Consider the following 19390-nt stretch of genomic DNA (forward strand, 5'->3'; position numbering starts at 1 on the left):
GCATCGCCCATCGGCAAGGCCGCAGACCCTTGTCAGCCGCAAGATGAGAGCGGAGCTTTGCCCAGCCCTTCGCCCGATCGCAGTGGATCAAGCGCCATTTGAGCCGTTTTGCGGCGTGCGGCAATTAAATATTCTTTCATAGCGCCTTGCGGCGGGCGGGGTCGAAACAACGCCACGCCGCTCGGCCTTCTTAAATTTCTATTTAATGGCATTTGTCATCTCCGTCCGGCAAACCGCACCAAAGAGCGCGGCAGGACGTCGCGCGATGACTTGTCACTCTTGGGGCGACGATCAACGGCCATGCCGGTTGCCCTCAAACCAATTTCAAGGTGCAAGATGCCCCATACTCCCAAAATCATTTCGCCGTCGGTCACGGAAACAAGAGGGCCGCTCCTCAATCGAAGACAGCTTCTCGGGTCAGCCGCGACGGGCGCTGTGGCGCTGGGTGCCTCATCCCTGCCGGGCTTTGCGCAATCCACGGACAAGTCCGTCGATGTCGTGCTTATCGGCGGCGGCATCATGTCCGCGACGCTGGGCGTGGTTCTCAGCCAGCTGGAACCGGGCTGGACGATCGAGATGATCGAGCGGCTGGACGAGGTTGCCATGGAAAGCTCGAACGGCTGGAACAATGCCGGCACGGGCCATTCCGCACTGGCGGAGCTGAACTATTCGCCGATGGATAATAAAGGCAATGTCCACATCGAAAAGGCGCTGGAGATCAATTCGGCGTTCCAGATCACCCGTCAGTTCATGGCGCATCAGGTGGATCTCGGCGTTCTGAAGAACCCGCGTTCCTTCATCAATTCGACGCCGCATATGAGCTTTGTCTGGGGCGATGCGAACACGGAGTTTCTGGCCAAGCGGCATACGGCGCTGAAGGCGAGCCCGCTGTTCTCCGGCATGCAGTTCTCAACCGATCACGGCAAAATCGCTGAATGGGTGCCGTTGATGATGGAGGGCCGAGACCCGGCGCAGAAGCTGGCCGCCACCTGGAGCCCGCTCGGCACGGATTGCGACTGGGGTGAAGTGACACGCCAGTATATCACCCATCTGACCAATCACCCGACGTTCGGCTTGCACACGTCGAGCCAGGTGCAGGACATCCAGAAAAATGGCGATGGCACCTGGAGCGTAAGCTACGCCAACCATAAGGACGGCACCTCACATACGCTGAGAGCCAAATTCGTCTTCATCGGCGCAGGTGGCGGCGCCCTGCATCTGCTCCAGATGTCGGGCATCCCGGAAGGCGACGCCTATGCGGGCTTCCCCGTCGGCGGCTCCTTCCTCGTCTGCGACAAGCCGGACATTGCAAACCGCCATCTCGCCAAGGCCTATGGGCAGGCATCGACCGGCGCTCCCCCGATGTCCGTCCCGCATCTGGATACCCGCGTATTTGACGGAAAACGCCATATCCTGTTCGGGCCGTTTGCGACCTTCTCGACCAAGTTCCTGAAGGAGGGCTCGCTCTTCGATCTGCCGGCGACCATCACGCTTGAAAACCTGTGGCCGATGCTCAAGGTTGGTTATGACGAATTCGATCTGGTGGAATATCTGGCCGGTCAGCTTCTCTTGTCGGATGAAGACCGCCTGACGAGCCTGCGCGAATATTTCCCCGATGCCAAGGCTGAGGATTGGCGCTATTGGCAGGCTGGGCAGCGCGTTCAGATCATCAAGCGCGACCCTGAAAAAGGCGGCGTTCTGAAGCTTGGAACGGAAATCGTTGCCTCCAAGGACGGCAGCATTGCAGCATTGCTGGGTGCCTCGCCGGGTGCATCGACCGCTGCCCCCATCATGCTTGATCTGCTCAAGAAGGTCTTTGCCGAAAAGCTCGCAACCCCCGCATGGCAGGAAAAGGTCCGCGCCATGGTGCCGACCTACGGCATCAATCTCAATGAAAACCCGGATTTGCTGGCAAGGGAATGGGCCGCCACCGGCGAGCGCCTTGAACTTTCCATCGCACCGCCCGCCATCAATGCCACCGTGAACACAAAGCCGGGCGTCGTCGCACCGGGCGGCGAACTCAAGCAATTGCCGGATATTGCACTGTAGGCGCAAGGCAGCTGGCGTCTGCCGGGCCTGTGGACAAAGCCAGGCCGGTGGTGGGCAGAATGGGTTGTTTTCAGCGCAAGCCAGCCCTTTGCGGCGGTACAGCGGGTTGAGGACATCGACCTGTCACTTGCTTTCCGTTGCGTCCATCATCGGCACTGTTCATCGGCTGATGCTGTGCATACGATGGAAAGAGGGCAGCTTAGACAAGGTGGGCTGCCCTTGAAAGAAAACGGAAGGGTCGGTTATGGGTGAACATCACGTTGTTGTTGTTGGCGGCGGCTTTGGTGGGCTGCAGCTCGTAAACGATCTGAAAGGAAGCGGTGCGCGCATTACGCTGATCGATCGGCGCAACCATCATCTTTTCCAGCCTCTGCTGTATCAGGTCGCGACCACTATTCTTTCCACCTCGGAAATCGCCTGGCCCATTCGCCATCTTTATAATGATCGTCCAGAGGTTTCGACCTTGCTCGGCGAGGTCAACAGCGTCGATACCGCCGGCAAATCGGTGACGCTTCGTGACGGTTCGCAGGTGGCGTATGACACGCTCGTTCTCGCGACCGGGGCAACACATGCCTATTTCGGTCGAGATGAATGGGAACCCGTGGCACCAGGCCTCAAGACGCTGGAGGATGCGACAACCATCCGCCGACGTCTGCTTCTGGCCTTCGAACGTGCCGAAACCACGACAGATCCTGCCCTGCGGGAGGCACTGCTCACCTTCACCATCGTTGGTGCCGGCCCGACCGGCGTTGAACTGGCCGGCATTATCGCCGAACTCGCACACAAGACACTGCCCAGCGAGTTCCGGTCGATCGACACACGCAAAACCAAGGTGATGCTGGTTGAAGCGGGTCCGCGTGTCCTGGCAGGCTTCTCACCGGATTTGTCGGCCTATGCGCAAGGGGTGCTGGAAAATCTCGGCGTCAGTGTCCTGGTTGGAAAACCGGTTACCCAGTGCTCCAGCGAAGGCGTGCAGGTCGGAGATGAATTTATTGCCTGCCGAACGATCGTCTGGGCGGCTGGCGTGCAGGCCTCCGCTGCGGCGCAGTGGCTCTCCATTCCCGCCGACCGCGCCGGCCGTGCCATCGTAGCCAAGGATCTGACCGCACCGGATTTGGCGGATGTCTTCGTCATCGGTGATACGGCCTCGGTGTCGCAAGACAATGGCGCCGCCGTTCCCGGCATTGCACCCGCTGCCAAGCAGCAAGGGGCCTATGTCGCGAAGGTCATCAAGGCAAGGCTGAAGGGCGCGCCCGCGCCACAGCCTTTTCGTTATCGGCATCAGGGCAGCCTTGCCACGATTGGCCAGCGCGCAGCCATTGTGGATTTCGGCAAGGTCAAACTGACCGGGAGCATTGCCTGGTGGATATGGGGCCTTGCGCATATCTATTTTCTCATCGGCACCCGCTCAAGACTTGCCGTGGCCTGGAGCTGGTTGTGGATCTACCTCAGCGGCCAGCACAGCGCGCGCCTCATCACGCAGAAGGAAACGCTCCGGGAATAGCCGTGCCAAATTTTTTAACCGCGGCGACGACGTTCCTCGGGCCGTTGCCGTAACGGGTGGCGCCCATCGATGGCGAATGCAAGAAGCACCCGCGACCGGGACGGCATGTGATCGGCCGTTGATGCCAGCCAGCGTCCGTCTGACAACAGGTCAGGCGGACATGACTGATGTTGATCACGGCTGATTGCTGGTTATTTGCTCAATGCCCCGGCCATGGCGCGCAACGTCAGATAAGCAGATGCCGCCCCCGGATCGACGTGACCGACCGAACGCTTCCCGAGCTTGGCGGAGCGGCCGCGCCGGCTTTCGATCTCGGCGGTGTAGTCCATACCAGCTTTGGCCGCATCGCAGGCCGCCTGCAGCACTGTCAGTTCGTCCGCACCCTCTTCTGCAGCACGCAGAGCGGCTTCCGCGGCGGGCATCCAAGCGTCGATCATGGTCTTGTCACCCGCTTGCGCACCACCCCGCACCAAAATGCCGTCGTTCATGCCCTTGATCCAGGCTGCCATGGCATGGCCGTCAAGATTTAGCCGGTTCGCAACGGCTGCGGCGGCGCGCCGGAAGGCGCTGGCATAAAGCGGCCCCGACGACGCCCCGACGGCCGTGAGAAAGGCCTGCGCACTTTCTTCGCAGATTTGCGCGATGAGCGCATCAGGTGGTTGACGGTCGAGCACCTGGCCAACCGCCGTCCAGCCGATGTCCATGGTGATGCCGTGATCGCCGTCTCCGATGACCCCGTCAAGCTTTGAGAGCCAATCCTTCTCTTCATGAATGACAACTGCGACCGACCGCATCATCTCAAGAAAGACACCCGGCGTCACACGGCCGCCAGCCTCAAGGCCAGCACGATCAATGGCGGCAACATCCTCTACCGCCCGCACCGCTCGTGCGGTTCGATGCCCACCGGATCGCGCCGCCGCGGGAAGACCAACGGTCAGCGCCAGCGTCCGGCAGGGATGATCCAGCAAACGCGTCAGTTGATCGTCGAGCTTGAGCAGCGTCACCGATGCACCGGCCATTTCCAACGATGTGGCATATTCACCGACCCAATTGGCATGAATGTTGATGCCCTTGGCATCAAGGATCTGCTTGACGCGCCGGAAGATCAGGAACAGTTCCAGCTGCGTTGTCGCTCCAAGCCCGTTGACCAGTACCGCAACACGGTCTGCCTCTCGCAACTCCAGTTCCTGCAGGATTGGCTCCATCAGCACATCTGTCACGTCATCGGCAGGTGCTAACCGTTCACGGCGCATGCCCGGCTCGCCGTGAATTCCCATTCCGATTTCCATGTCTTCTGCACCGATCTCGAAGTTTGGCGTGCCGGTCTGGGGCAAGGAGCAGGCTCCCAGCGCCACACCCATCGAGCGGCACCGGTCATTGGCAAGACGCGCGAGTTCCGCGACCCGTTCAAGCGGCTCGCCGAGATCGGCTGCGGCGCCAGCACATTTGAAGACGAAGAAATCGCCGGCGACACCCCGGCGCTCACCGCGACGTGACAAGGGCGCGGATGCGACATCATCGCTGACGGCAATCTGGCGAACCGGCGTGCCTTCTTGCTCCAGCTCTTCGGCGGCCATCGTGAAGTTGAGAACGTCGCCGGTATAGTTGCCGTAGAGGAACACGACGCCTGCACCGCCGTCGGCCGCACGCCCAGCATCAATAATCTGTTGCGGTGACGGGGACGCAAAAACATTGCCGACTGCTGCGGCATCCGCCAGACCTTGTCCGACATATCCGGCGAATGCAGGCTCGTGGCCGGAACCGCCGCCGATGACAATACCGACCTTGCCGTCTCGGGGGCCGTGACGCGCAACAACGGCACGACCGGTTTCGCCCTCAAGGCACAGGATATCGGGATAGGCACCGACCAGCCCCTCGATAAACTCGGGAATGATGTTTTCGGCGGCATTGATGAGTTTCTTGGTCCTGATACTCATGGCTTTGAGCAATCCTTCTCGGCGCGCAGCATCGCCATCACAGCGACAACAGGCACAAACATTGATGGCGAATTGAAACGGGCTGCCGCCTAGGCAACGCTCGTCGGCACAAGCCGCCTGGCGGCAGCGACGCTGCGGCCCAACCATTCATGCTCCAGGCGGCACGTTGTCTCCATGTCATGGGCCTGCGGCAGCCAGTGCTCCAGAATGCAGCTCATCTCGGCCGGGCAATGCGAGAGGCAGGCGAGAATCTCGTCGATCTCCGCCCTGCCCTCACCCAGTGGCGTGCCGTGGATGCGAAAGCCGACGCCATAGGGATCCGGCGTGATCTGGTAGTCCTTGAGATGCAGATTGATCGCATAGGGCGCCAGCATCCGGACAGTGGTCATTGGCCATTCGCCGGCACAGATGGAGTTTGCGACGTCCAGGCAGACGCCGAGCGCATCATCGGAGACGGTATCCAACAGTTCCACCATGCGGGACGACGGATAATTGAAATGGTTCTCGATGGCAAAGCGGAGTCCGGCCTTTTTTCCGTCCGGCAGAAGTTCGCGGATTTGAGCTGCAAGCTCCGATACGGGAATAAGTGCATCTTCGGCATCGAGTGCCACGCGCAAAATCTTTGACCCGATGCGCTCGCCGATCGGGATATAGCGCGCCAGTTCCTCGGCATCGAAGGACTGCGTGCCCAGTTCGAGCGCCATGCCGTAACTGTCTGCACGCGCCTTGAGCGCCAGATGCTCCTCAGCCGTCAATGTGTCCAGCGGCAGATTGTCGGCATATTGCACGAGCGCAAGGTCATGCCGATGCGCAATCTCCAGCACGTCCATGGCCGTCATCGGTTTTGCCGGCTGCTGATCCTTGATGCCGATTGACCAGCGGAAGGCATAGCTTCCAAGTCCGATTTTCATGCGTTCCTCCCGAGAACGGAGCGCTGGACCGGCATGGAAAACCGGTCCAGCATCTCAATCAATGGATCAGCGAGCCGCCGTTGACATCGACTTCGGAGCCCGTCACGTAGGCAGAGAGATCGGAGGCGAGGAAGAGCGCGCAACCGGCAACATCGTCTGCGGTGCCCGGTCGGCCCATGGGAATGCCCGCCTTGATTTCTTCAAGCTTGTCCGGGGTCAGAAGACCCGCTGTGATGTCGGTGGCAATGAAGCCTGGGCAAATGGCATTGACGCGGATATTTGCAGGCGCCAGCTCTCGCGCCATTGCCTTGGTAAGGCCGAGCACGCCGGCCTTGGCCGCAGAGTAATGCGGGCCACCAAAGATGCCGCCGCCACGCTGCGCCGATACCGAGGACATGTTGACGATCTTGCCCTGCATGCGCTCGCGCATGTGCGGAATGACCGCCTGGCTGCAGTAGAGCGTGCCGCGCAGATTGACGTCGAGGACGGCATCGTAATTGTTCGGGCCAATATCCATGATTTTCAGCGGCTGGGTGATGCCGGCATTGTTGACGAGAATGTCGATCTGGCCCCACTGCGCGATCAGCGCGTTAAAAACCTTCTGCGCGCCTTCCAGATCCGTGACGTTGCAGGCCATGCCCACATGCTGGGGGCCGAGATCGGCAGCGGCCGCCTTTGCTGCTGCCTCGTCGAGATCGAGAATTGCGACAGTCGCCCCATGCTCGGCAAACAACCGGGCTGTGGCCTTGCCCAACCCACGTTTTGACGCCGCACCCGTGATGACTGCGAATTTGCCCTCAAGCAAAGCGATACCCATTTATGTCTTCTCCCTCTGGTCAGAACGTACCGCCACACGCGGGCCCGGTACGGAAATGCGTTTGATTTTGAATGTGTCAGAGCCAGCCACGGATCTGGCGGATCATCGCAGCGGTCGAAATTCCGTAGCGATCGTGCAGGCTCGGCAAGGCCCCTGCATCCAGAAACTGGTCCGGCAGCCCGATCATGCGGAACGTCGGCGTCACCCCGTTAACCAGCAATGTCGTGGCAACCGCCTCTCCGAGACCACCGACGCGGCTGTGGTTTTCGGCCGTGACAACGAGACGGCCGCCTTTGCCCGCCTCCGACAGGATTGTCGCCGTATCGAGCGGCTTGATCGTCGGGCTATGCAACACGCCAACCGACAGTCCGTCCTTTTCCATCTCCACGGCCGCATCCAGCGCCCGCATGGTCATGAAGCCGGAGGAAATCACCAGCGCGTCGGCCCCATCGCGCAGCAGCTTCGCCTTGCCGATCTCGAACGTGTAATCAGGGCAATGCTTGCGGATGACCGATGGCACCTTGCCACGCAGCAGGCGCATGTAGACCGGGCCGTCATGCGCCACCATCGCAGGCACAGCTTGCGCAACATCGATGGCATCGCAGGGATCGATGATGGTGAGGTTGGGCAGGCCGCGGAAGATCGCCAGATCCTCGGTCGCCTGATGGCTGGGGCCGTAACCGGTTGTCAGGCCCGGCAAGGCGCAGACGATTTTCACCGGCAGATTTTCCTCAGCAATCGCCATGGCAATAAAGTCATAGGCCCGGCGCGATGCAAAGACGGCATAGGTGGTGGCAAACGGAATAAAACCTTCGCGCGCCAGTCCGGCGGCCGCTGAAATCATTACCTGCTCGGCCATACCCATCTGATAGAAACGGTCCGGAAAAGCCTCCGCAAAAACATGAAGATCGGTGTATTTCGCCAGATCGGCCGTGAGGCCAACGATCCTGTCATTGCGCCTGGCCTCGGCAACCAGCGCATGGCCAAACGGGGCGGAAACGGCGTCATATCCCTCCGCCGATAGCGACGCGATCATGGCGGAGGTGCGAACGGCCTCGCCGCTCTTTGGCGCAGTTCGCGGTTCCCACTTGCGGTGCGGGTCGTAATTCTGTTTCGTGTTCATGATTGTCTCCCTCATTCCGGCCGGTTCGCGTCCAGGACGGCGAGTGCTTTTTGCCACTCGTCGGCCTCCACCCGCACGAAATGGGCCATCTCACGCGCCTCCAGGAACGGGATGCCCTTGCACATCAGCGTATTGCAGATGATAGCGCGTGGCTTGGCGGCCTTGAGGGCGCGCGCAGCATCGAATGCGGCCACCAGCGCGTCCATGTCATTGCCGTCGACGCGTTGCGTGTGCCAACCGAAGGCGGTCCATTTGTCTGCAAGCGGCTCGGCGCACAGCATTTCGGTGGACTTGCCGTCCGCCTGCTGATCATTGAAATCGATGATGCAGATGAGGTTGTCGAGCTTGTGGTGGGCAGCCGACATGGCGGCTTCCCAGGTGGAGCCCTCGCCCAGCTCGCCGTCCGACATCAGGTTGTAGACGAAAGCTTTGTTTTTCTTGGCCTTCAGGCCGAGCGCCATTCCGACGCCAATGCCAAGGCCCTGCCCCAGCGAGCCGCCGGTAATTTCCATGCCGGGCGTATAAGCGGCCATACCCGACATCGGCAGCCGGCTGTCATCCGTTCCATAGGTTTCCAGTTCCTGCTCAGGCAGAATTCCGGCCTCGATCAAGGCGGCATAAAGAGCGATCGCGTAATGGCCGATCGACAGGAGAAAGCGGTCACGCCCCTCCCATTCCGGATCTTCGCGTCGATACTCCAGCGCATGGAAGTAGGAGACTGCGAGCACATCGGCGACGCCGAGCGCCTGGCCGACATATCCCTGTCCCTGAACCTCACCCATGCGCACCGCCTTGCGACGGATTTCCCAGGCACGGCGCGCAAGGCTCATGTTCGACAGGTCTGTCGCCTGAATTTGGCTGGTCATGTTTCCTCCCTCACAGCGTCGACGCAAAAACGAGCGCCTCCATGGCAATTTCTGAACTCAACTTGCCTATGCCCGCAATTAAGAAAAACGAACGAGTTGTTAAGGAGAACTTAGATGACGCCGTTGCGCAGATGATACAGGCTCATGACAGGGAGAGCGGGGAGGACGCCTGCCATGTGCTGTGCCCAGGCTGGAAGGGTTTAAGTTTCGGAGCCGTTTCGGCTATGTCGCTGACGGGCAGCGCCTGCAGGTATCAGGAGAAGATCCTCGCAAACCGGACTATGAAATATGTTCTCAGGGAGGAGACACATGAATATCCGTCATATTATTGCAGCGACCGTCTTGTCGCTTTGCGCAAGCCATGCTGGCGCGCAGGAATTCCAGCTGTCGCACAATGCGGCCGCCGGAAACCCGAAGGACGTTGCGTCGCAGAAATTTGCAGAACTGGTGGCTGAAAAGTCCGGCGGTCGCATGAAAGTGTCGGTCGGTGGCAGCGCCCAGTTCGGCGATGACGCCGAAACCATCACCAACATGCGCCTGGGCACCATCGCCTTTTCGGCCAACTCGCAGGGCACCACCTCGGCCGTCGTGCCGGAAATTGCGCTTCTGGGTCTTCCTTTCCTGTTCCAGGATCTGAAGCAGGCGGAAGCCGTCATGGATGGACCGGTCGGTGACAAGATTGCAGCCGCCGCCAATGCCCAGGGCCTTGTGGTCCTGTCCTGGTGGAACAACGGCATCCGCGAAACGTCCAATTCCAAGAAGCCGATCCGGGTTCCGGCAGATCTTGCCGGCATGAAAATCCGCACGCCGCCGGATCCGATGACGGTAGACATTTTTGCCGCGCTCGGCGCCTCGCCGACCCCCATGGCTTTTTCCGAACTCTACATCGCGCTGCAGCAGGGCGTCGTCGATGGCCAGGAGAACCCGCTGATCAACATCTTCTCCTCCAAGCTGCATGAAGTTCAGCCGTATATCTCGATGACCAACCACAAATACGAGGCGACGCCTTTCCTCGCTTCGAAGATCGTCTTCGACACCCTGTCGGCGGAAGATCAGAAAATCATCCGCGATGCTGCCAGGCAAGCGGGCGAACTGAACCGCAAGATGGTGCGTGACCAGACCGAAAAGCTGCGCGGCGAGATCGAGGCGACGGGCGTCAAGTTCAACGATATCGATCCTGCAGCCTTCGTCGCGGCAACCCAGCCTGTCTACGACAAGTGGCGTCAAAAATACCCTGATTTGGTCGATGAACTCGTGGCTGCTGCCAAGCAGGCCGCAGGCAAGTGACCATGACGGATCATCTCCACACGGAAAATGCCAAGACGGGGAACCACCCCGTCCTGGCGATTGCCAACGGGATTGGCTTTCTGATCGAGCGCATCGCGATGGTGTCTGCAATCGCCTGCGTCGTTGCCATCTTCATGGCTCTCATGCTTGAGGTGGTCATCCGCTACGTGACCCAATCCGGGCTTGGCTGGCCAAACGAAGTGCCCAACCTGCTGTTTCCGTGGCTGATCATGGGCGGCATCGTCCTTGGGGCCATCCGCGGTTCGCATATTGCGGCGGAGGCCATCCTGGCCTTCCTCAGCAAGGCGCAGCTGCGCGTGCTGTTGATGGCCATCCATCTTCTGGTGGCCATCTCCTTTGGCTATCTTGGTTATCTGTCACTGCAGGTCATCTCGATCACAAAGGCGCAGGTCTTCCCGATGACAGGCCTTGGACAGGCCTGGGCCTATTCGTCGCTGCTGTTTGGCTTCTGCGGAATTGCAATCGCATCCCTCGTCAATCTCGTCCGCGTTGCCTTCAGCGATGATCCGGAAAACCTTCATCAGCCAGAAGCGGAGCACACGATATGACCGCGATCATGACCGGCATCTTCGCAGTCCTGCTGGCGATTTCAACGCCGGTGGGCTACGCACTGATCATTGCTGCGGGCGCAGCCATCCTCTGGCAGGGCGGCACGCCCACCGTTCTTGCTGTCGTCAAGCTGTTCCAGCCGACTCAGAGCTTCCCGCTGCTTGCCATTCCTTTCTTCATCCTGTCCGGCTCGCTGATGATGTCGGGTACGCTCGGCCAGAAGCTCGTGCAGTTCGCAGCCAAGCTCGTTGGCCGCTTCCACGGCGGCATGGGACAGGTCACCGTGGTTGGCTCCACCATCTTCGGCGGCGTCTCGGGCTCCGCCGTTGCTGAAGCCTCGGCACTCGGCACCATGCTGATCCCCTGGCAAAAGAGAGAGGGTTACCCGCCTGCCTTTGCCGCTGCCGTCACCGCATCATCCTCGACAATTGCGGGGCTGATCCCGCCGTCCATTCCCCTGATCCTGTATTCGACGGTTGCCAACGCCTCGATTGCCAAACTGTTTTCGGCAGCTGTCCTGCCCGGCCTGCTGCTCGCCTTCGGCATGATGCTGGTCTGCTACTTCTCCGGCCGGCTGCGCAATTTTCCGCGCCTGGCAGCCAACCGTGATCTCACCTCGTTTGGCCGCTCTGTCGTTCTCGCCCTGCCGGCGCTTGCCATGCCCTTTTTCATCGTGCTGCTTCTGCGCGCCGGCATCGCCACGCCGACGGAGGTCAGCGTCATTGCGGTGTTTTATGCGCTGGTCGTCAGCCTGCTCATCTACCGGGACCTCACCTGGCATCGCATCTATCAGGCGCTGGTCGGCACCGTCACCACCACAGGCGTGGTGATGCTGGTAATCGCTGCGTCCAGCCTTGTCGGTCATGTGCTGATCACCGAACGCGTGCCAACCATTGTGGCGCAATGGGCTCAGCAAACGCTGGTCAATCCTTTCCTGATCATCCTGATGATGAATATCATCATGCTGGTCATCGGCATGTTCCTCGATCTTCCTGCCGCCATCCTGCTGCTCGGCCCCACATTCGTGGCGATCGGCCAGTCCATCGGCATGGATCCGATCCAGCTGGGTGTGATGATCTGCATCAACCTGTCCATCGGCCTGTTCACCCCGCCGATTGGCACAACACTGTTCATCGGCGCGGTCATCGCCCGAGTGCCCATTGGGGCGGTGGTCAAGGAACTCTGGCCCTTCTACGGGGTCGCCCTCGCGGTACTCGTGCTGATGTCATACGTCCCCGCACTGACATTCTACTGAGGCGCACCATGACAGAAAAAAAGACAATCGCGTTCGTCGGTCTGGGCTCCATGGGCGCGAAGATGGCCCACAATCTGGTGAAGGCCGGCCATACTGTTCGCGGCTTCGACATGCGGAAGGAGGCCATGGATGCGCTGGAACAGCAAGGCGGCGTGCGTGTAGAGACGTTGACGCAGGCCTGCACGGATGCAGACATTCTCGTGCTGATGGTGGTCAATGCCGAGCAGGCCCGATCGGTGCTGCTGCAGGACGGGGCGCTCGCTGCCCTGCCCCATGGCGCACATATCTGCCTGATGGCCACCTGCCCGCCGGACGATGTGACGCGGCTTGCCGGTGAACTTGAGGGATGCGGCAGGGTCCTCGTCGATTGCCCTGTGTCCGGTGGTGTCGTGGGTGCGCAAGCCGGAACATTGACAATCATGGTCGGCGCACCGGAGGCGGCCTTTAATGCCGTCTCGCCGGTCCTCAGCGCGATGGGGGACAAGCTTTACCATTGCGGGCCAAAGCAAGGCCAGGGTGCGGCCGTCAAGGCGATCAACCAGCTTCTTTGCGGGGTGCATCTGGCTGTGGCCGGTGAGGCAATGGCGCTGGGTGAGAAAGCCGGTGTCGATACCAAGGTCCTCTTTGAAATCGTGTCAGGCTCGGCGGCCTCCAGCTGGATGCTGAGGGATCGAGGGCCACGTATGCTGATGGACACGCCGCCGGTTACAAGCGCTGTCGACATCTTCGTGAAGGATCTTGGTATTGCTCTCGCCGCCGGACGCTCCGCATCCATGGCGCTACCGCTCGCAGCGGCTGCGCATCAAATGTTTCTGGCGGAAAGCGGCAGCGGCAACGGATCGGCTGACGACAGCCAGGTGGTTGCCGCTTACCGACGTCTGAACGGCCTCTCTTGACACGCTCAGTGCGCGCGGCTCATAGACAAAACGCCCGCGCGCCTGTTGCTTTGGCACGAATGGTTTGAAGCTTCACAGCGGAGGCCGGCTTGCCGATCAATCCCAACCTCAATTCCCTGGCCTATTTCGAAGCGGTTGCCCGCACCGGCCGGGTGTCGCTGGCGGCTGTGGAACTGGGTGTCTCGGCAGCGGCCGTCAGCCAGCAGTTAAAGCAGCTGGAAGAACAATGGGGCGTCCGGCTGTTCAAACGCGAAGACCGCCGCCTGACGCTGACCATCGACGGCGAAATGTTGTTCCAGACAACGACAACGGCCTTTCGGATGATCCGCGGCGCGCGCTCGGCCGTTCTGCGCCAGCACAACAGCCGACAACTGAACATTCGCTCAAGCCCCAGCTTTGCGGTTCGCTGGCTGACGCCGCGCCTCAAAGGCTTTCTGGATGCCAACCCGGACTGGGGCGTGCGGGTCGATGCAACACCGGATTTCTCCAATTTCGAGACAGAAATCGTCGATCTCGATCTTCGCTACGGATCCGGCGCCTGGGAAAAACTCCACACCGAATGCATCATCAATGACTTCGTGCTGCCGATGTGCAGCCCCGAGTATCGGGAGAAGATCCGGACCTTCAGCGATGATCCCGTTCTGCAACTGTCTCAGGCACGGCTGGTCCATTCGGTAAAAGCACTCTACCAATGGGACGTCTGGTTGATGGTTCACGGGATAGATCCGCCGACCGAGCAGGCGCCGCTTCGCTTCGATCGCTCGTCCATGGCGATCCAGCTCGCACGAGATGGCGCTGGCATCGTTCTTGATTCGGCAACGCTTGCACAGGAAGATCTGGAGCGTGGAACCCTGGTGCCCTTTTCCACGGCCTTCGATGTGGTTGAATTTCCGGCCTATTGGATCGTATGCCCCTTACGCCACACAAACAGACGCCCCGTCAGCCTGTTCACCGATTGGATCCGCGCAGAGGGGACGAAATTTGATCAGGCTGCGCGGCAATTGCTTGAAAACCTTGGCTGCACCTTCCGCATGGCCCGTGAGGAAGAGCCCGGCCGCTTGTAGCGCGCTGACCGATCCAGATCCGGTTTTCAGTATCCCACGCTCATGCTGGCCGGTCGCGTGTTCCAGCGCATGAAAGCAAGGGTATGCTGAGATCAGTCTCCGTTTCACCAGCGACTTGATATCCCCACATCCGCAAAGCACGTACAAGACAGCCTGTGGGGTGCCCGACAGGCGGACCCATCGGCGCCTTGCAAATCCCGCCGCAGACAGAACAAACCCTTGGCAGGCCATCCGGAAGTCGATAATCTTGCCTGACAGGTAACAGAGTGTGGGGACGTGATGGCGCGCGAAGGCCAGCAGGGGCAGTCACTGGCATCCAAGATCAGTGCTGCGCTGCGTCAGGATCTTGTTTCGGGGGTGTTTCGCCCGGGCGACCGTCTGCCCAGCGAAAGCGCGCTGACCCGCGACTATGCCGTGAGCCGCACCGTCGTGCGCGAAGCCATTGCAATCCTGCGGGCCGATGGGCTGGTGGAGGCACGAAAGGGTGCTGGCGTTTTTGCGCTGGAAGTTCAGCGCGAATCGGAGCGACCCTTCAACGACCTTGCCACCCGGCGTATCTCTTCGGTGATCGAACTTCTCGAGCTTCGCACCGTATTCGAGGTCGAATCCGCCGCACTTGCCGCTCTTCGACGGTCCGCCGCCCAAATTGAAGAGATTCTGGATGCACACCGGATTGTCGGGCAGTGCCTGAGCGACGGCGCGCCGACACGAGACGCCGACTTCAACCTGCATTTCGCCATTGCCGAAGCCACGCAAAACCGTCGCTTTCCGGAGTTTCTGCAGTTGATCCGCACCGGCATCATCCCGCGCGGCGATCTGCAGGGAGAGGCGCCGGGTGCCCGGCCGAAGGATTATAATCTTCATCTCCAGGAAGAACACGGGTCCATTGTCGATGCCATTATCGAAGGCGATGCAGATGCCGCGCGTATCCACATGAAGGCCCACCTGCGGGGCAGTCTGGAGCGTTACAAGGCCCTTCTGCGCTCGCAGCGGCCGGAACGGGCACCGCAACCGGCGTGAGCGACGGACTTGTCAGGTATCTTTTAAAGCATGTATGATATCAACATTCACATGCGAGGAGACCATGATGACGTTACCGACCTTTCCCCCAACCCATCCCGACCCCGGCGTGACGCGTCGTATTCTGGCCGAAAGCCCGGACCTGATGGTCGTCTCCTTCCGCTTCGAGACCGGCGCGGAGGGCAAACTTCACAGCCACCCGCATGTTCAATCGACCTATGTCGCCAGCGGCCGCTTCGTGTTCTTTCGGGATGGAAATGCGTTTGACCTCACCCCCGGAGACAGTCTCGTCATCCCTGGTGGTGTGGAACATGGCTGCCGATGCGTCGAAGAGGGCGAATTGATCGACAATTTCACCCCGCGCCGCGACGACTTCCTGGCTTAGAAAAGACGGTACCTGTAACCGATCGCGATGCCGTCTTGAGCGGCAGCGCGATCAATGCCTCATCCGGGCCAGCACGGCACCTTCCGGACAGAGTTGACACTTTCAAACGCTTGTGACAGGTTAGGCATAGTTGTCTGACAGGGAGCCTGTGTTCGGTCAATGTTTGGAGGAGCCATGTCATTCAGTCGCCTGCGGCTCGCCGGTGCTGCCGGTCAGCTTGGCAGTATTGCCATCACCCTTCTCGGCCTGTTGATGCTGACGTTTTTCATCGGACGGCTGATGCCGGCCGATCCGGTGCGCGCCATGGTCGGGGAAGATGCCACGCGCGAAACCTACGAGCAGGTTTATACGTCTCTGGGGCTGGATCGTCCCCTCTATGAGCAATTCGTCTATTACCTCGGCGATGTGCTGACGGGGGATTTCGGCACCTCGATCCGCACCGGCCAGCCGGTCATCCAGGATATCCTGCATGTCATGCCGGCCACGATCGAACTTGCCACCTTCGCCATCGTCATCGGGGCCGGGCTTGGCGTGTCCATGGGAGTCCTTGCGGCCGTGAACAAGGATCGCTGGCCCGATCATCTCGTGCGGGTCTTCAGCCTCTTTGGCCACTCCATGCCAATCTTCTGGACCGGCATGATCGCGCTCATCGTCTTTTACGCCCATCTCGGCCTCGTCGGTGGCAGCGGGCGCATGGACCAGTTCTATATCGGCCTTGTCGAGGAGCGCACCGGCTTCCTGTTGATCGACAGCCTGATGGCCGGGGAAATGGACGTCTTCTGGTCGGCCCTCAACCACCTGATCCTGCCGGCCGCCCTGCTTGGCTATTCGTCCTCCGCCTATATCACGCGCATGACCCGCAGCTTCATGCTGGACCAGCTGGGTCAGGAATATGTGACCACGGCCCGCGTCAAAGGCCTGTCGCAGCGCCAGACCATCTGGTTGCATGCCTTCGGCAATATAAGGGTGCAGCTGGTCACCATCATCGCGCTTGCCTATGGTTCGCTTCTGGAAGGTGCCGTGCTGATCGAGACTGTCTTTTCATGGCCGGGCTTTGGCCAGTACCTGACCAGCAACCTCATCATCGGCGACATGAACGCCGTGATGACCTGCGTGCTGATCGTCGGCGTCATCTTCATCGGGCTCAACCTGTTGTCCGACCTTCTCTATCGCATCTTTGACCCCAGGACACGCTGATGACCGTCAACACGCACACCCGCAGGATGCCTGGCTGGCTGATGGCGCTGAACAACATCGTCGTTTTCCTGTTGCGCAGCCCGACCTCCGCCTTCGGCCTTGCCGTTCTGGCGGTCCTGATCCTGACGGCAATTTTTGCACCGCTGATCGCCACCCATGATCCTTACGTGCAGGCGCTCGGCAATGTGTTGAAGCCGCCGGGCAACGGCCATCTGTTCGGCACCGACGAACTGGGTCGCGATATCTTCAGCCGCCTTGTCTACGGCGCCCGCATCACCCTCACCATCATCTTCCTGGTGTCGATCGTCGTCGGGCCGATCGGTCTCGTCATCGGCACCTCCGCCGGCTATCTCGGTGGCAAGTTCGACATGGTGTTGATGCGCATCACCGACATCTTTCTCTCTTTCCCGAGCCTCATCCTGTCGCTTGCCTTCGTGGCAGCGCTCGGGCCGAGCCTCAACAATGCGATCATCGCCATCGCGCTTACCTCCTGGCCGCCGATTGCGCGGCTGGCCAGAGCCGAGGCGATGACCTTCCGCAAGGCCGACTATATTGCAGCGGCCCGCCTGCAAGGCGCCTCGACCAGCCGCATCATCGTGAAATCGATCATGCCGATGTGCCTGCCTTCGGTGCTCATACGCCTGACGCTCAACATGGCAACCGTCATCCTGACGGCAGCGGGCCTCGGTTTTCTGGGTCTTGGCGCCCAGCCGCCCATGCCAGAATGGGGCGCCATGATCGCGACAGGCCGCCGCTACATGCTGGACAGCTGGTGGCTCGTCACCTTCCCCGGCGTCTCGATCCTGTCTGTCAGCCTTGCCTTCAATCTCTTAGGTGATGGCCTGCGTGATGCACTCGATCCAAAGCAGATGAACCGGAGGTAAGGCGATGGAAAAGACCATACTGGACGTCCAGAACCTGCGCATCCGCTATGGCGGCTCAACCACTGAGGCGGTGCGGGGCGTGTCCTTCACGCTCGGGCGCGAACGGCTGGGCATTGTGGGCGAATCCGGCTCCGGCAAATCCACCGTCGGGCGTGCCCTGCTGCGGCTGCTGCCGGGCGCCACGATCACGGCAGACATGCTGCGCTTCGACGATGTCGACCTTCTCTCCTTGAGCGAGAGGGAGATGCTGAAGGTTCGCGGCCGGCGCATGTCGATGATCCTGCAGGACCCGAAATTCTCGCTAAACCCCATTCGCCGCGTGGGCGATCAGGTGGCGGAAACCTATCTGCGCCACTTCAAATGCAGCCGGCGCGAGGCGCATGAGAAGGCCGTTGCAATGCTGGAGGCCGTGAAGATCCGCGATGCCGAGCGGGTGTTCAAACAATATCCGCATGAGATTTCCGGCGGCATGGGCCAGCGCGTAATGATTGCCATGATGCTTCTGGCCGATCCCGATCTGGTGATTGCCGACGAGCCGACCTCGGCGCTCGACGTCACCGTGCGCCTGCAGGTTCTGACCATTCTCGATGGCCTGGTGCGCGACCGGGGCATCGGCCTGATCATGATCAGCCATGACCTCAATCTGGTGCGCAATTTCTGTGATCGCGTGCTGATCATGTATGCCGGCAAGGTGGTCGAAACTTTGAATGCGGGCGACCTCGATCAGGCCCGGCACCCCTATACGCAAGGACTTCTGGCCGCCCAACCGCGCATCGGCGGCACACGTCAACCGCTGGCGGTGCTTGACCGCAAACCCGAATGGCTGGAGGAAAACGCCTGATGTCCGTTTCCGTCGAGGTGCGTAATCTCTCCATCAGCTTTGGGACCGGCGCAAGCGCCGTCAAGGTTCTGCCGGGCGTGTCGTTCAGCGTGAAGCGTGGTGAATGTTTCGGGCTCGTTGGGGAATCCGGGTCGGGCAAGTCCACCGTCCTTCGCTGCGTATCGCTGCTGACGGACTTCTGGAAAGGTGAGGTACTGATCGATGGCCGCTCCGTGCGCGATATGCCGCTGATCGAACGCTGCCGCACGCTGCAGATGGTGTTTCAGGACCCTTACGGATCGCTGCATCCGCGCCAGTCCGTGCGCACGGTGCTCAATGAGCCGCTTGTCATTCACAAGCTTGGCGACCGCGAAGAGCGCATGCGCCGGGCCATTACCGATGTCGGCCTGCCGGTCTCCTTTCTCGACCGGTTCCCGCATCAGCTGTCCGGCGGCCAGCGCCAGCGTGTTGCCATCGCGCGTGCGCTCATCCTTGAGCCGTCGCTGCTTCTTCTCGATGAACCGACCTCGGCGCTCGACGTCTCGGTGCAGGCCGAAATCCTCAACCTGCTGCAGCGCCTGCGCAATGAGCGCGGTTTTACCTATATCATGGTGACCCATGATCTGGCGGTAGTCGACCATATGTGCGACCGCTTTGCGGTGATGTTGCGTGGCGAAGTGACCGAGATCCTGCCACATGAAGCGATTGCCACGAACGGTGCAAGCCACCCCTATGCACGCGAACTGATCGGCGCATCGCTGGAATATGAAGGCATTCGCTGACGCGCCCTCTCCTTCCCCACCGC

18 protein-coding genes are annotated in these 19390 nt (G+C 60.6%); 13 read left to right on the plus strand and 5 right to left on the minus strand.

The genetic code is table 11. The features are described 5' to 3' along the window. Positions 1–336 precede the first annotated feature (336 nt). Together mqo and AC4CWF_RS21660 are read left to right on the plus strand one after the other, a co-directional pair. Positions 337–2049, plus strand: a complete 1713-nt coding sequence (gene mqo / locus AC4CWF_RS21655) for a malate dehydrogenase (quinone) (protein WP_491287533.1) — start codon at positions 337–339, stop codon at positions 2047–2049. 244 nt (positions 2050–2293) lie between these two features. Continuing rightward, positions 2294–3553 carry an NAD(P)/FAD-dependent oxidoreductase gene (locus AC4CWF_RS21660; RefSeq protein ID WP_491287535.1) on the plus strand — a complete coding sequence of 420 codons (1260 nt, stop codon included), beginning with the start codon at positions 2294–2296 and terminating at the stop codon, positions 3551–3553. Between the two features lie 191 nt (positions 3554–3744). Here AC4CWF_RS21660 and dhaL read toward each other — a convergent pair whose 3' ends face one another. The 5 genes from dhaL to AC4CWF_RS21685 all read right to left on the minus strand — a co-directional run bounded on the left by dhaL (position 3745) and on the right by AC4CWF_RS21685 (position 9207). Continuing rightward, positions 3745–5490 (minus strand): dihydroxyacetone kinase subunit DhaL, encoded by a 1746-nt coding sequence (gene dhaL / locus AC4CWF_RS21665; protein WP_491287537.1) that lies wholly within the window; start codon positions 5488–5490, stop codon positions 3745–3747. A gap of 89 nt (positions 5491–5579) precedes the next feature. After that, complete coding sequence (locus AC4CWF_RS21670; protein WP_491287538.1) at positions 5580–6401, minus strand: sugar phosphate isomerase/epimerase family protein; 822 nt, start codon at positions 6399–6401, stop codon at positions 5580–5582. A gap of 58 nt (positions 6402–6459) precedes the next feature. Then, positions 6460–7218: an SDR family NAD(P)-dependent oxidoreductase gene (locus AC4CWF_RS21675; RefSeq protein WP_491287539.1), complete on the minus strand. Its 759-nt coding sequence runs from the start codon at positions 7216–7218 to the stop codon at positions 6460–6462. A gap of 76 nt (positions 7219–7294) precedes the next feature. Next, the gene (locus tag AC4CWF_RS21680) at positions 7295–8341 is read right to left on the minus strand and encodes a transketolase family protein (protein ID WP_491287540.1); all 1047 of its coding nucleotides are present in this window, start codon (positions 8339–8341) and stop codon (positions 7295–7297) included. A gap of 11 nt (positions 8342–8352) precedes the next feature. Then, positions 8353–9207: a transketolase gene (locus AC4CWF_RS21685; protein ID WP_491287541.1), complete on the minus strand. Its 855-nt coding sequence runs from the start codon at positions 9205–9207 to the stop codon at positions 8353–8355. A gap of 309 nt (positions 9208–9516) precedes the next feature. Between AC4CWF_RS21685 and AC4CWF_RS21690 the strand changes: the two genes are divergently transcribed. The 11 genes from AC4CWF_RS21690 to AC4CWF_RS21740 all read left to right on the plus strand — a co-directional run bounded on the left by AC4CWF_RS21690 (position 9517) and on the right by AC4CWF_RS21740 (position 19367). Continuing rightward, entirely contained in the window at positions 9517–10494 is a 978-nt protein-coding gene (locus AC4CWF_RS21690) for a TRAP transporter substrate-binding protein (RefSeq protein WP_491287542.1), read from the plus strand. Between the two features lie 2 nt (positions 10495–10496). Further along, a complete protein-coding gene (locus AC4CWF_RS21695; RefSeq protein WP_491287544.1) occupies positions 10497–11063 on the plus strand; it encodes a TRAP transporter small permease in 567 nt (188 codons plus the stop codon). Next, positions 11060–12319: a TRAP transporter large permease gene (locus tag AC4CWF_RS21700; RefSeq protein WP_491287546.1), complete on the plus strand. Its 1260-nt coding sequence runs from the start codon at positions 11060–11062 to the stop codon at positions 12317–12319. Before AC4CWF_RS21695 ends, AC4CWF_RS21700 begins: the two co-directional genes overlap by 4 nt. 8 nt (positions 12320–12327) lie before the next feature. Further along, a complete protein-coding gene (locus AC4CWF_RS21705; protein ID WP_491287548.1) occupies positions 12328–13215 on the plus strand; it encodes an NAD(P)-dependent oxidoreductase in 888 nt (295 codons plus the stop codon). Between the two features lie 89 nt (positions 13216–13304). Continuing rightward, complete coding sequence (locus AC4CWF_RS21710; protein WP_491287550.1) at positions 13305–14279, plus strand: LysR substrate-binding domain-containing protein; 975 nt, start codon at positions 13305–13307, stop codon at positions 14277–14279. A 279-nt stretch (positions 14280–14558) separates the two neighbouring features. Then, the gene (locus AC4CWF_RS21715; protein WP_491287552.1) at positions 14559–15299 is read left to right on the plus strand and encodes a FadR/GntR family transcriptional regulator; all 741 of its coding nucleotides are present in this window, start codon (positions 14559–14561) and stop codon (positions 15297–15299) included. A gap of 64 nt (positions 15300–15363) precedes the next feature. Next, positions 15364–15684 carry a cupin domain-containing protein gene (locus tag AC4CWF_RS21720; protein ID WP_491287554.1) on the plus strand — a complete coding sequence of 107 codons (321 nt, stop codon included), beginning with the start codon at positions 15364–15366 and terminating at the stop codon, positions 15682–15684. 174 nt (positions 15685–15858) lie between these two features. Next, entirely contained in the window at positions 15859–16881 is a 1023-nt protein-coding gene (locus AC4CWF_RS21725; RefSeq protein WP_491287556.1) for an ABC transporter permease, read from the plus strand. Next, on the plus strand, positions 16881–17765 hold the full coding sequence (locus AC4CWF_RS21730; protein WP_491287558.1) for an ABC transporter permease: 885 nt from the start codon (positions 16881–16883) through the stop codon (positions 17763–17765). The genes AC4CWF_RS21725 and AC4CWF_RS21730 overlap by 1 nt, the downstream gene beginning before the upstream one ends. Before the next feature lie 4 nt (positions 17766–17769). Beyond that, positions 17770–18606 carry an ABC transporter ATP-binding protein gene (locus AC4CWF_RS21735; RefSeq protein ID WP_491287560.1) on the plus strand — a complete coding sequence of 279 codons (837 nt, stop codon included), beginning with the start codon at positions 17770–17772 and terminating at the stop codon, positions 18604–18606. Next, positions 18606–19367, plus strand: coding sequence for an ABC transporter ATP-binding protein (locus AC4CWF_RS21740; RefSeq protein WP_491287562.1), 762 nt, complete (start codon positions 18606–18608; stop codon positions 19365–19367). Before AC4CWF_RS21735 ends, AC4CWF_RS21740 begins: the two co-directional genes overlap by 1 nt. Positions 19368–19390 lie beyond the last annotated feature (23 nt).

It is taken from the genome of Neorhizobium sp. PAMB6630 (assembly GCF_058242775.1).

Coding starts and splice junctions, on each gene's coding strand:
- mqo (WP_491287533.1), top strand. CDS start 337: ATGCCCCATACTCCCAAAATCATTTCGCCGTCGGTCACGGAAACAAGA.
- AC4CWF_RS21660 (WP_491287535.1), top strand. CDS start 2,294: ATGGGTGAACATCACGTTGTTGTTGTTGGCGGCGGCTTTGGTGGGCTG.
- dhaL (WP_491287537.1), bottom strand. CDS start 5,490: ATGAGTATCAGGACCAAGAAACTCATCAATGCCGCCGAAAACATCATT.
- AC4CWF_RS21670 (WP_491287538.1), bottom strand. CDS start 6,401: ATGAAAATCGGACTTGGAAGCTATGCCTTCCGCTGGTCAATCGGCATC.
- AC4CWF_RS21675 (WP_491287539.1), bottom strand. CDS start 7,218: ATGGGTATCGCTTTGCTTGAGGGCAAATTCGCAGTCATCACGGGTGCG.
- AC4CWF_RS21680 (WP_491287540.1), bottom strand. CDS start 8,341: ATGAACACGAAACAGAATTACGACCCGCACCGCAAGTGGGAACCGCGA.
- AC4CWF_RS21685 (WP_491287541.1), bottom strand. CDS start 9,207: ATGACCAGCCAAATTCAGGCGACAGACCTGTCGAACATGAGCCTTGCG.
- AC4CWF_RS21690 (WP_491287542.1), top strand. CDS start 9,517: ATGAATATCCGTCATATTATTGCAGCGACCGTCTTGTCGCTTTGCGCA.
- AC4CWF_RS21695 (WP_491287544.1), top strand. CDS start 10,497: ATGACGGATCATCTCCACACGGAAAATGCCAAGACGGGGAACCACCCC.
- AC4CWF_RS21700 (WP_491287546.1), top strand. CDS start 11,060: ATGACCGCGATCATGACCGGCATCTTCGCAGTCCTGCTGGCGATTTCA.
- AC4CWF_RS21705 (WP_491287548.1), top strand. CDS start 12,328: ATGACAGAAAAAAAGACAATCGCGTTCGTCGGTCTGGGCTCCATGGGC.
- AC4CWF_RS21715 (WP_491287552.1), top strand. CDS start 14,559: ATGGCGCGCGAAGGCCAGCAGGGGCAGTCACTGGCATCCAAGATCAGT.
- AC4CWF_RS21720 (WP_491287554.1), top strand. CDS start 15,364: ATGATGACGTTACCGACCTTTCCCCCAACCCATCCCGACCCCGGCGTG.
- AC4CWF_RS21725 (WP_491287556.1), top strand. CDS start 15,859: ATGTCATTCAGTCGCCTGCGGCTCGCCGGTGCTGCCGGTCAGCTTGGC.
- AC4CWF_RS21730 (WP_491287558.1), top strand. CDS start 16,881: ATGACCGTCAACACGCACACCCGCAGGATGCCTGGCTGGCTGATGGCG.
- AC4CWF_RS21735 (WP_491287560.1), top strand. CDS start 17,770: ATGGAAAAGACCATACTGGACGTCCAGAACCTGCGCATCCGCTATGGC.
- AC4CWF_RS21740 (WP_491287562.1), top strand. CDS start 18,606: ATGTCCGTTTCCGTCGAGGTGCGTAATCTCTCCATCAGCTTTGGGACC.